We start from the raw sequence: 13,239 nt of genomic DNA on the forward strand, positions 1-13,239 counted from the left end.
GTCTCCCGCTCTTTACAGAGCCGCTCCGCTAACGCCATATCCAATCTCCCCTTGAGAAAAGAAATAATATTTCCTTATATTCAATTCCCGAACGGTTTTAACCAGAGGTAATTATCAATTACCCATTATCCATTAATGAAAATTTGTATCCATTCCCAAAGAATGGGGTAATAAAATGTTAGATACATTTCCCGATATTCAAGTTTGTAGGTTTCAACAAATCAGTTATATTCACTGGATAGAAGATATTATGAAATGTTGACATTTTTACCCTTGATAAAATTACTGTAACTTGATATGTAAACTTTTTTCAAGACATTTAACATTTCTGATAAGGGGTAATAGTTTTTTAATTTATATCAATTTCATAACTTGGGAATATGATTTATCATGTCTCTATTGTCTTTAATTATCGCCTGTTTATTCAAGTATTCTATTATCTGCTTATACCATTTATCCATGAAGTTGCGCTTAATAAAAGATAACAGCTATTAGTAAAATTCAGGTTTGGGTAAGAATGATTAAGCGCATTGTTACAGAGAAATGGTATTACAATCCAAAAACTATTAAATATGTGGGATTAGTCTTGGGAAAAATTGATTAATTTTTTATTCTTTAATAGCAAATAAATATAGCAGGTTTATACTGAAAATTAACGTTCAGAAAAAAAACGATGATTGGTCCTAGCCCTGATGGTCGCTCCTATTTATTGGATAACAACTCTAATAACTTTACTGTGCCTTTTAATTTACTAAATTCATATCCAGAAGGTTTACAAGCTCTACCTGGAAATGATACAGTAATAGGCTCATCCAACCCTGAACTAATTAATGGTAATCAAGGTAACGACAACATTTTTGGTGGAGACGGTTCTGATACTTTACGAGGTGGTAGAGATAATGATTTGATTCAAGCTAACCAAGGTAACGATCAAATTTTTGGAGATTTAGGTAACGATATAATTTATGGAAATCAAGGTAACGATACAATTTATGGAGGGAAAGATAATGATATTTTATTAGGAGGGGATGGTAACGATATAATTTCAGGTGACTTAGGGATAGATACATTAACTGGAGGAGCAGGCAATGATACATTTGTTTTGCGAGATTCACAAAATAATAACAATCTAAATACAGCAGATATTATTGATGATTTTAATCCTAATTTTGACAGAATTAAAATCCCAGACAACTTAACAGAAAATGACATCCTATTCACAGAAGATTCCTTCACAGGAGATACATTAATTCAAGTTCAGATCAACGGTTCAATATTAGCAAGAGTTAGAGAAATATCTGACACAAACCTTCTTGAAAGTCGCTTGATTTTTGGAAATACCTCAAATGTTAATGAACTGTCCCAAACCGCTAGCTCTGTAACCCCAATCTTTAATAATATTTTTGGATATGGTTTAGTTGATGCGTCAACAGCAGTAACTAGAGCAATTGGAGCTGGATCTTTCCCAGATGTTCCTGATATAGGAGGAAATCAATGGGGACTAGATTTAGTAAAAGCACCCGAAGTTTGGAATCAGGGAATTCAGGGAGATGGTATTGTAGTAGCGGTCATTGATAGTGGTGTGGACTATACTCATCCTGAATTAACAGGCCAAATGTGGAATAATACCAGTGAAATTCCCAACAATAATATTGATGATGATGGTAATGGCTATGTAGATGATGTCCAAGGTTGGGATTTTGTCAATGATGATAATGACCCAATGGATGAAGAAGGTCATGGAACTCATATTGCAGGGACGATCGCTGCCAAGAGAGATGGAATAGGGACAACTGGAATTGCTCCAAATGCCAAAATTATGTCTCTCAGGGTATTGAATGATGAAGGAAAAGGTAAGGTTAGTGATGGCATAGCAGCTATTCGTTATGCTGTTGATAACGGAGCAGATGTAATTAACCTTAGTTCTGGTGGGAGAAACTTAGTTACGGGTGAAATTGAAGCTATTCGTTATGCTGCTCAGAGAGGCGTTGTATTTGTTTCTGCTGCGGGTAATGGTGGTTTAAGCAGTCCTGATTATCCAGCAAGATTAGCCAATCAACAGGGAATAGCAGTTGGGTCAGTGGAGCGAAATGGGAAATTTTCTTCTTTCTCTAATGAAGCTGGAAACCAACCTTTAGATTACGTAGTTGCCCCAGGGGGAGATGGTATTCGTGAAGATGCAGGAGATATTTATGCCCCTGTACCTCCTTCCATAACAGGTAATCTATATAGTTTCTTTGCAGGTACTTCTATGGCATCACCTCATGTTGCAGGTGTAGTAGCTTTAATTAAACAAGCTAATCCAAGTTTATCTGTTGAGGCCATTGAAAATATAATTATTGAGACTGCTAACTCTACAGTGGTGACTGTCTAATTGATACTATTGAGAAAATAGGCAATGAATGGGACTATTGTGATAAAAATGTTTGATTTTTCAATTCAAATATTTTTATAAAATCCTTACATATAGGCACAGAAACACCCAAGTAAGAGGCGAAAAATCGTTCTTGTCCACAATTAGTCATCTTTTTCACAACCAAAGTTGCGCCCTATTTCGCTATAGGCTTTATGATCAGGACTGTGTGTGGTGTGAAGTGAAGGAGTAAGATGACTGCTGATAGCCAATTCATCTCTGGCAAGGTAATTAGAGGATTTACAGGACGAGCTTTTCAGCCTTTCCTCCCCAGAGATAAACAAAAAAGTCTGTTTCTAGAGGGCCTAGAGGTAGGATTTTCTAAACGATTATTTGATATCCTATTTTCTCTATCGGTTCTCGTATTGTTTGCCCCTCTTTACCTGCTTATAGGTTTACTAATTGTATTTAGTTCGCCAGGATCTGTTTTTTACGTTCAACAAAGAGTGGGTAAAAATCGAAAGCTATTCCGTTGTTTAAAATTTAGGACTATGGTGGAAAATGCAGATGAGATGTTGGGAGAGATTATGGAAACATATCCTCATCTGCGCCTAGAATTTCAGGAAAGTTTTAAATTAAAACATGACCCCCGAATTACATGGATAGGTAGATTTCTGAGAGTGACAAGTTTAGATGAATTTCCTCAATTTTGGAATGTTTTGAAAGGTGATATGAGTGTAGTAGGGCCGAGACCATTAGTGGTCGAGGAGCTGCCAAAATACGGTCATCACATGGATAAAATTCTTACTATTAAACCGGGAATTACTGGTTTGTGGCAAGTTTCTGGTCGCAATGATATTCCTTACCCTAAGAGAGTTCAAATAGACCTTTACTATGTAAACTTCAGAAATTTTTGGATAGATATATGGATTATGTTTAAAACAATTGGCATTGTTATTTTTCCAAAAAATAACGGTGCTTATTAATCCTTGTAATTATGAGTGATAGATTTAAAATTAGCTGAAGCTATCCTAGGGTTAGAGGTTGGTAGTATTTTGACAAATATTGCACCTCTAACCCAAATTTATAAGTATAAATAATAGACATTTTATTTGGGAGGATAACTACTTGTAAAGGAGTCAAGTTGATAAATTTTAACTAAACAATTATTGGTTATAAGGATCGTTTTAGGTTAATCTAGAAATCTGGGGACGATATAAAGTAAAACTCTGCTATTGGGCAAAAAATCAAAAAATATTTATTGCTTTTGTAGTATAGATATTAATCTGATTCTGATAAATATTCCCCTGCTTATTTATCAAAACCAGCCCGATTGGCAGTAAATGTTACAGTAAAAAGCTCTAAAGACATAGTTTTCCTTTGGTCGCAATATTATGTTGCGAGCTTTGCAAGACTAGGCGAACAGCCATCACTTTTATCTGTGATGCTGGTTGGGGAAAATTCCTCACTATTCTTTCTGCCAAAGCTGAGAATGCTGGGTAGTTAACTATAGCTATGAATCCGAACGGCACAACAACTGATTGTTCAAACTGTGGGGAAAAAGTCCCAAAAAAAGTTGTCAGATAAGATTCATTCTTGCCCTGATTGTCGCTGGCTCTGTCGTGACAAAAATGCTACAGCAAATATAAAACATAGGGCGGTAGGGCATTCCGTTCTTAAAGCTTGTGGAGTCCGACGGGATACCGGGACTGGGAAGCGAGAAGACCACACTATAGCCTCAGCTTAGTGTGGGAGTATGTCACGAAACTCGGTGTCTTTAAGGCCGAGAGTATGTCAATAGGTTGTAAATATTAACTGCAATGAGTGAAAGAAAACGAGCGCTAATTACTGGTATTACTGGTCAAGACGGTTCATACTTAAGTGAACTTTTACTTGAGAAAGACTATGAGGTTCATGGTATTATCAGACGTAGTTCTAGCTTCAATACAGATAGGATAGACCATATATATCAAGATTCTCATAATCCTAATGCTAAATTATTTCTACATTATGGAGACTTAACTGATGGGACTACTCTACGTCGAATTCTGGAAGAAGTTAAGCCAGTAGAAATATACAACTTAGGTGCCCAGTCCCATGTGAGGGTTAGCTTTGATTCTCCAGAGTATACAGTAGATGCAGTGGGAATGGGCGCTCTACGTTTACTCGAAGCAATTCGAGACTATCAACAGCGTACTGGAATTGAAGTTCGTTTCTATCAAGCTGGTTCTTCGGAAATGTTTGGCAAAGTTCAAGAAGTCCCTCAGAAAGAAACTACACCTTTTTATCCCCGTAGTCCTTATTCTTGTGCTAAAGTTTATGCCCACTGGCAAACAATAAATTATCGAGAATCATACGATCTCTTTGCTTGTAATGGTATATTATTCAACCATGAAAGTCCCCGTCGAGGAGAGACTTTTGTAACTCGTAAAATTACTCGGGCTGTAGCTAGAATTGTAGCGGGTAAACAGAAAAAACTCTATCTTGGTAACTTGGATGCTAAACGAGATTGGGGATATGCAAAGGATTATGTTCGAGCTATGTGGATGATGCTACAGCAGGAGCAACCAGATGATTATGTGATTGCTACAAATGAAACTCATTCTATTAAAGAATTTCTAGAAATAGCATTTACTCATGTAGACTTAAATTGGCAAGATTATGTGGAGTTTGACCCCCGTTATCTACGTCCTGCGGAGGTTGATTTGTTAATTGGTGACTGCACAAAAGCACAAGAAAAGTTAGGTTGGAAACCATCAGTTACATTTACAGAGTTGGTACATTTGATGGTTGATTCTGATATTAAAGCTTTGGAAAAAGCTGCTATTATTGGCAATGGTTTTGATTAGATTTTTGGGGCTATACTGATTAGTTAGGAGGATTAACTTTTTTGAGGTGATAGTGCTTTTAATTGTCTTTTGACACTATCAAAATTAACAAAGTTTATGATGAAAAAGTAGCTCAAAATCTCAAAATAGAGATAATTATCGGGTGTATCAAGATAATATATAAATGAGTCAACTGGGGAACTAATTTAATTAAAAGAACCCTAGCGGCAGAATAAGTATGAAGTAGAAAGCTAGGATAAATATTTAGTCTATCCCACTAAGACGATTTTTAAGGATTTCACGATTTTTCGATTGGCTCAATGTAAGGGTTTCAACTGTAGTGGGATAGGTTCATTAAAAATAAACAGTTAGTCTCTGAGATTATGACGGTACAAATGCTGCATATAGCTCCTAAATTATTGGTTAAATTTGTCAAATCAAGTTTTACTTCTTTCTATATAATCATCATCTCAGCAAAAGCAAAAATTCTGCCATATCCTAAAGCTGGAAAAAATCTTGAGTAGCCATTAAATACTAATAATAGAAAATCAGAGATTTTATTCTCAACTCTACGGGACTACCGTTTTTTTATCTGGCTAATTTGAATCTACAATAACCCTGAACTAAAGTCTTAGTTAGTATCAATCTTGCTTGGAGGTTTTTAATGAGTAAATTAGAGTTAGAAAACAAAAGAATTATTGTGACAGGTGGATCTGGTTTTCTTGGACGTCAAGTTGTAGATCAACTTCATAAAGCAGGAGCCAATCTTGATAAGATTACTATACCACGCTCCCGTGATTATGACCTTCGGACTCTGGAAGCTTGCCAAAAAGCTGTGCAAGAACAGGATATTATAATTCACCTTGCTGCTCATGTAGGGGGTATTGGTCTAAATAAGGAAAAACCTGGTGAGTTATTTTACGATAATTTGATGATGGGAGTGCAATTAATTGATTGTGCTTATAAAGCAAATGTAGAAAAATTTGTTTGTGTCGGTTCAATATGTGCTTATCCTAAATTTACTCCGGTTCCTTTTAAAGAAGAAGACCTTTGGAATGGTTATCCAGAAGAAACTAATGCTCCTTATGGTATTGCTAAGAAAGCTCTTTTAGTTCAGTTGGATGCTTATCGTCAACAGTATGGTTTTAATGGTGTTTATCTATTACCTGTTAACTTGTACGGACCTGAAGATAATTTCGATCCTAAGAGTTCCCATGTAATTCCTGCTTTAATTCGGAAAGTGCATGAAGCTCAACTAAGAGGGGATAAAAAATTGCCTGTTTGGGGTGACGGTAGTCCGAGTCGTGAATTTTTATACTCTACAGATGCTGCTAGAGGAATTGTCATGGCAACTCAATTTTACAATGAATCCGATCCTATTAATTTAGGAACTAATCATGAAGTAAAGATTCGTGATTTAGTAGAGTTAATTTGTGATTTAATGGATTTTCAGGGAGAATTAGTTTGGGAAACTGATAAACCTAATGGTCAACCTAGGCGATGTTTAGATACAGAAAAAGCTAAGGAAAAATTTGGCTTTGTTGCTGAGGTGGATTTTAAGCAAGGGTTGAAGAATACAATTGATTGGTATAGAGAAAACGCCGATTCAGTTTAAAGGTAGAGGTTTGATTATAATCGATTGATATAGTAAAAAGTTGGAAGTAATTTCCCTTCCAACTTATCCCTATATAAAAGCTTTGATAGTGGAAAATTACTACAAGCTAAATTATCAATAAATTTTGATTTTATCAAAATTACATATCAGTGATTTAAGGGCAGTTTTGCTGAGTGCAGCTAGACTGAATTTATGTACTATTTTCCAGTCAAACAAGCCAGAAGTTGTCTTCAAACATCTTTGGGAAAACTTGATAGTGTTGCAACTATGAAACCAGCTAATTACATGAGTTTTTCTAGCTTGAGAATACTTTAACTATACCTAAATTCTGAAAAATAACTCTATAAATTACCTCTGGTTATTAAAGTTATATTTAATTTTAATTTCAAAAAAAATATATAATTCTGAAAAATAACTCTATAAATTACCTCTGGTTATTAAAGTTATATTTAATTTTAATTTCAAAAAAAATATACAATAGTGAATTTACTTATTTTTTTGATAAAAATATATACCAATCCTCGATCATATATAAGAATCAGTTAACTTTGTCAAGACTAAATACATCCATATCTTTACCGATAAATTAAGGTATAAAGCCTCTCCATTCATGGAGAAAGAAGAAAAAAATTCCTTGAATGCCAATCCTTCTATTACAGAAGAGGTAATTATTCATTATTCATTATTCATTATTGAATATATGATAATTATAGGATATAGCAGTCCTATTGTAGTAGCGTGTCTAGACTGAAATTGTAGGTAAACTATCCCCCCTCTCCTACAAGGAGAGGGGTTGGGGGAGAGGTCTTCATTAACTTGCTCTTTACCCACATTTTCAAGCTAGACGCGCTACTCCCTTCCCGGCAAAAAATTATAATCAGTAGATCATTGCAGCATATAGTTTATAGCCAAATTTGGTTAGGTAACCTTCTAGCGGGAAGGGAGTAGTAGTTGTGCAAAAAATATTCTGAATCAAGGGAAAAGAGAACAGGAATAATAGTTACAGACTTTTGATCTATTCCATGGATTTTTGACAACTGATTGAGGATTGCTATAGTAGAAAGTATACTTAAAAAAAATATTTTCAAACAAGTGCTAAGACCTATTAATTAGTGTCTTAAGTAGGTATAGTTACAAGAGAAAAAAATTTAGGATAATATGCTGTATCTAAGGTCAGATAAATGGTCGATAGGAATCTTCTGGAAAAAATTAGTAAACTCTTAGCTCTTGCTAATTCACCTAATGAACATGAAGCTGCATCAGCAGCAGAAAAAGCAGCAGAATTATTAGCTCAACATAATTTATCTGTAGCAGACTTAGGACAAGACAAAGATGAAGATATTACTAAGGGTATTGTTGATAAAACAGGTCGTTATGTAACCTGGAAAATGTGGATTTTAGCAGGAATTGCTAATGCTAATGGATGTCAAGCAATGCGTTCTACTTACACTGGTGAAATGAGATTAGTAGGGACAGAAACTAATATCACAGTTTCTCACTCACTTTACAAATATTTAACGGCTGTAGTTGATAAATTAGTTAAACAACATAGAGGTAAAGGAAGAGCTTTTATTAATGCCTTTAGGGTGGGGTGTGCAACTAGATTAAGACAGAGATTAGAGCAGCGACGAAAAAATATGGAGGCAAAAGGTATAGTTGCTAATGCTGATTATAATTCAAAATCTGCTATAGTTGTACGCTCAATGTTTGAAAAACATACTTTGGCTATTCAAGCATATTTAAAACAAGAAGGTGTAAAATGTAAAACTCAGAAATCAACTGGAATTAATAGCGATCTAGGTTTCTCCTTTGGATATATTGCTGGAGAAAAAATTAGTTTAAATTATTTGAATCAAAATTTACACAAAGATAAATTCATCAAACATTTAACTATTAAGTAAAGGTGTAATAATTAGCACACCAGCTATTAATCATTAGCTTTTTTGACGTCTTAACTCCCTCACTATGAAGGGTAATTGCTCTCAAGACATTTAGATTAAAAAATATCTTAAAAGAAAAGATTAAAGAGGCTTGATATTAGAAGGTGTAAGTGTTAAAGTTTATGAATGAAGATTTTAAATAGATGGAGAAGATGGCTAAAACAACAACAGAAAAATCAAATACTTCAGAACTATTAGATGCTCCACTGACAGGTAAAGCATTGTTGAAAAAAGTTAAAGAACTTCCAAACAAGTCAAAGAAAGATACTGCTATTGCTTGCGGATATTATACAACTACAAAAGATCAGCAGAAACGAGTAAATCTTGCCAAGTTCTACGATGCAGTTCTACAGGCCAAGGGAGTACAATTAGATGAGAAGAATCCTAAAGATGGAAGAGGACGTGCTCCTACTTATCGTGCTTGTGTTCATAAAAATGGACAGTTAGTAATAGGAGCTAACTATACAGAGGAAATGGGACTTAAACCAGGAGATGAATTTTCTATTCAGTTAGGAAATAAACATATTCATCTGAGGCAGATTAACACTGAAGTTGAAATAGAAGATGACAATAATGAGGAAGAGTAGATCGGTGGGGTAGGAGATAGCTCTTATCTATAAGTCTCCAAGTAAAACTAATCTCAATATGTCAAAATGCTGCAAAAAACTAGAGTTATTTATAGTATGGGAAACCTAGTTTTTGGCAGCAAATAAATTTTGAGAGACAAATTTTAAAGATATGGTAGGAGAAGAACAAAGGATATTTGATTAATCCACCTTGACCAAGAAAGTTCTGGTGGGAAAATTTTTGTCAAAATCAACTGAATTAACAATCCTAGTTGTGCAAACAAGGCAAGTTATACTACTTCCATTGGAAATGTAAAAGGAGGATTAATCCAGAAAGGGAAAGCTGAAGTCAGAACAGGGAATACGAGGAAAGAGATAGGAGTATTTTTGTTTGATCGGGAATTAGTCTTGGATTTTATATTTGATTTGGAAATGCTATAGTTTTATTTTTACACCTGTGGTTAAAGAACGCAAATTAGCTTGCTACAAAATAGAAGAATATTTCGGTTCAAAAAATATTACAATCAGATATTTGGAGAAGTAAATATTAAATATTTGCCGTTTATTTTTAGATAAAAAAAATAATTAAATTATTAATTAAGATTATTAATGCTGGCAGAATTGGATAATTAAATTCACCTCAATAAAACTGAAAAATTAGTTACACTGACATTATTTCATCAGAAATTAAAATTATAAATTCTGAAGTTTTGTGGCTTTTTTATCTGCCAAGAAATAAATTTATTGGTTCACATCAGAAGTTATCTTTAGATGACTAAAGGTAGCTGATTTATAATGGCTGATTAATTAGACTTGAGAGACTGTTTGTCAAATAAGTATTAAGAGAAGCAAATAGTGACTAAAATCTAAAAGCGGTAATACTTCAAGGGAGTCAAATCTGGTAGATACCATAAGTGTTCGGTACATATATTCCTAGATTTTTAAGTGAAAAATAGTTGTCTTGATTTCTTCCTCATTATTCCAAATTCCCAATTCCTTTTTCTCTGTTAAGCGTTCCCTGTTAAGCTTTCCCTATCTCCTTTTTATATTTCCTGATACATTCAATCTCTCATATAATTCTTGTAGTAAAATGGTTTCAATGAAAGAACAATTTATAAGTACCTAAACAAAATTCTTTACCTATTCTAATTCTCTGCAATCTTTAGAAGGTAAAGAATTCAGCTTGTATAGATGTTTCAATAATTGATAATTGATAATTACCTCTATCTAAAAGGAAGAGGATTGAGGTTGTGCCTTTGCACTCTTCGGAAAACCCGCTCTTGCAGAGCCGCTCCGAAGTGCGCCATCCCATCCTACGGAAAGCTCCGCAATTCAAGTCAGGGAGACGCCGTTTTGCTGCGCGACATGAAAAACGGAGTTATGCGCCAGCAAAACGACCGCTCTGTTGGTCGATTGGATATGGCGAGGTCTCCTCGCCATCCCATCCTGACGGAATGCTCCGCAAACGACCGCTTTTTTTTCATGAATGGAGAGGTTTTATACCTTGATTTTTTGGTAAGAGTAATATCATGTCCGCTGGTATTGTTTGCGTAAAAGATAGGGTGAATATCTACAGGAAATTTAAGTTTTTTCCAGCTTTTAAACCTTTTTTCCTTCTTCCTTCTTCCTTGCCTTACAATACCGATGCTACCGGACATGATATAACTCATGGAAGGGGTAAAATAAATATAACTGAATAATAAATATATAAATAATTTTCTCTGCCGACTTACTTGAGATAATTAATATAATAACTATTATATAGCGTTTCTTAGGTTAATGAGGTACACCTATTTTTATTTCTTTTTTATTCCCTATTCCCTATTCCCTATTTCCTGTTCCCTGTTCCCTATTCCCTAAAACAAAAGAATTTTGTAGCTCACCAGCATGGGAATTGCTATATAATCATAATTAATTGATAAATTAATATATAAAAACAAGCAATAATTACGACAAAAATTAATAATAAAAAAATCATGTCCTTAACAGAACAAATCCTGTCTCAAATTCCAGGAAACCCCCTAGAAAGTCTGCGACGAGTCGATCTGATTTGGCAAAAACTTCGAGCAGAAAATACACCTATTCCTACCACTGTTAAGACAGAAACTCAATTATTAGAAAATTCCGACTGGGATGTAGTAATTTGCGGAGGTACTCTTGGTATCCTGATTGGTGCTACCTTAGCCAAGAAAGGTTGGCGGGTTGCCATGTTAGAACGAGGTATTCTCAAAGGTAGAACACAAGAGTGGAATATCTCTCGTAAAGAACTAGAAACATTTTTAGAATTAAACCTTCTATCTCCAGAAGAACTAAAAACAGCGATCGCTACCGAATATAATCCTGCTCGGATTAGCTTTCCAAATAGTCCTGACATCTGGGTAAAAGATGTCCTCAATATTGGTGTAGACCCAGTTTATCTGTTAGAAACTCTCAAAAATGGCTTCCTCAAAGCTGGTGGTCAACTATTTGAAAATACAGCTTACGAAGCAGCAACCATTCATCCAGATGGGGTAAATATCCAGACTAGCAATGGTCAATCCTTCAAAACTCGACTGCTTCTCGATGCAATGGGACATTTTTCTCCCATTGTTAAACAAGCAAGGGAAGGCAAAAAACCTGATGCTGTCTGTTTAGTGGTTGGTACTTGTGCTACTGGATACCCAAAAAATGACACGGGTGATATTTTTGCCTCATTCACTCCCATACAAAATCAATGTCAATATTTTTGGGAAGCATTTCCTGCTAAAGATGGGCGAACTACTTATTTATTTACCTATTTAGATGCTCATCCAGATAGATTTTCTTTGGAATTTTTCTTTGAAGAATATCTACGTCTATTGCCTGAATATCAAAAAGTCGAACTTAGTCAACTTATATTTCAACGTGCCTTGTTTGGTTTTTTCCCTTGTTATCGTCAAAGTCCTCTTCAAACTCCTTGGAATCGTATTTTGCCAGTGGGGGATAGTAGTGGAAGTCAATCTCCTCTGAGTTTTGGCGGGTTTGGAGCAATGGTACGTCACTTGAAACGTCTGACTATGGGTATTGATGAAGCTTTGCAAATTGACAACCTTTCGGTAAATGCTCTAACACTTTTGCAACCTTATCAACCTAATGTATCAGTTACTTGGTTGTTTCAACGTTCTATGAGTGTAGGGGTAGAGCAGAAAATTAGCCCAAATCAAATTAATCAACTATTGGCAGGGGTATTTCAGGTAATGGAACAACTCGGTGAACCTGTGCTTAAACCTTTTTTGCAAGATGTGGTACAGTTTCCTGCTTTGGCACAAACTTTATTTATTACTTCCTTAAAGGAACCAGGTTTAGTAATTAAAATTATCCCTCAAGTTGGTGTGGAAAATTTATTAGGTTGGATGAAGCATTATTTTAATTTGGGAATTTATAGTTTGTTATATCCTATTGGGGGGGTAATGGAAGGTTTGATGGCAAAAATGTCAGAGGAGCAAAGGTATTATTATCATCGTTGGATTGAACAATGGCAATATGGTTCTGGTGGAGATTATAGTTGAAGTCAGAGGTTAGGAGTTAGGAGTTAGGAGTCAGAATTTCAAAGTTTTCAGTTAGAATTAACTGTTATAGAAGCCATTTGGTATCTTTGTCTGCAATTAAATTTTTGAGTTACAAGTCGGGAGTGGAATAGAGGCAATACACCGAAAAGATTGAAAAATTCTCCCTGACTTCCTTACTCCCCTACTTTTAAGATTAGAATCAGATTTTTCCCATCATCAAATCTTTCCACCCATTCCTCCTGAGTGGAAAAGCACAAATATTTTCATTTTATGAAGCTCCTGAAAAAAATCGCGAGTCAAAGGATTTTCGGCTGCATCCTCACAAAAATTGTGATATGATAAAATTTAAATGGAGTTGTTCGCCCATACGCATGACTCTTTATTCAACCAAGTTTCCTTGGCAGGAGAAA

At 35.0% G+C, this 13,239-nt stretch carries 8 protein-coding genes; all 8 read left to right on the plus strand.

What is annotated here, in order from left to right:
- Positions 1-673: 673 nt before the first annotated feature.
- The 8 genes from ACP6PM_RS24590 to ACP6PM_RS24625 all read left to right on the plus strand — a co-directional run bounded on the left by ACP6PM_RS24590 (position 674) and on the right by ACP6PM_RS24625 (position 12,829).
- On the plus strand, positions 674-2,374 hold the full coding sequence (locus tag ACP6PM_RS24590) for a S8 family serine peptidase (RefSeq protein ID WP_426589305.1): 1,701 nt from the start codon (positions 674-676) through the stop codon (positions 2,372-2,374).
- A 233-nt stretch (positions 2,375-2,607) separates the two neighbouring features.
- Positions 2,608-3,339 (plus strand): undecaprenyl-phosphate galactose phosphotransferase family protein, encoded by a 732-nt coding sequence (locus ACP6PM_RS24595; protein ID WP_426589307.1) that lies wholly within the window; start codon positions 2,608-2,610, stop codon positions 3,337-3,339.
- A gap of 590 nt (positions 3,340-3,929) precedes the next feature.
- Positions 3,930-4,100 carry a hypothetical protein gene (locus ACP6PM_RS24600; protein WP_426589309.1) on the plus strand — a complete coding sequence of 57 codons (171 nt, stop codon included), beginning with the start codon at positions 3,930-3,932 and terminating at the stop codon, positions 4,098-4,100.
- Positions 4,101-4,173: 73 nt separating this feature from the next.
- On the plus strand, positions 4,174-5,202 hold the full coding sequence (gmd, locus tag ACP6PM_RS24605) for a GDP-mannose 4,6-dehydratase (protein WP_426589311.1): 1,029 nt from the start codon (positions 4,174-4,176) through the stop codon (positions 5,200-5,202).
- A gap of 643 nt (positions 5,203-5,845) precedes the next feature.
- Positions 5,846-6,796 carry a GDP-L-fucose synthase family protein gene (locus tag ACP6PM_RS24610; protein ID WP_426589313.1) on the plus strand — a complete coding sequence of 317 codons (951 nt, stop codon included), beginning with the start codon at positions 5,846-5,848 and terminating at the stop codon, positions 6,794-6,796.
- A 1,181-nt stretch (positions 6,797-7,977) separates the two neighbouring features.
- A complete protein-coding gene (locus ACP6PM_RS24615) occupies positions 7,978-8,697 on the plus strand; it encodes a DUF7168 domain-containing protein (protein WP_426589315.1) in 720 nt (239 codons plus the stop codon).
- A gap of 191 nt (positions 8,698-8,888) precedes the next feature.
- Positions 8,889-9,323 carry an AbrB family transcriptional regulator gene (locus tag ACP6PM_RS24620; protein ID WP_426589317.1) on the plus strand — a complete coding sequence of 145 codons (435 nt, stop codon included), beginning with the start codon at positions 8,889-8,891 and terminating at the stop codon, positions 9,321-9,323.
- A gap of 1,955 nt (positions 9,324-11,278) precedes the next feature.
- Complete coding sequence (locus ACP6PM_RS24625) at positions 11,279-12,829, plus strand: NAD(P)/FAD-dependent oxidoreductase (RefSeq protein WP_426589319.1); 1,551 nt, start codon at positions 11,279-11,281, stop codon at positions 12,827-12,829.
- Positions 12,830-13,239: the final 410 nt, after the last annotated feature.

Source organism: Dapis brunnea BLCC-M229 (assembly GCF_050015995.1).
Classification (GTDB): Bacteria; Cyanobacteriota; Cyanobacteriia; order Cyanobacteriales; family Microcoleaceae; genus Trichodesmium.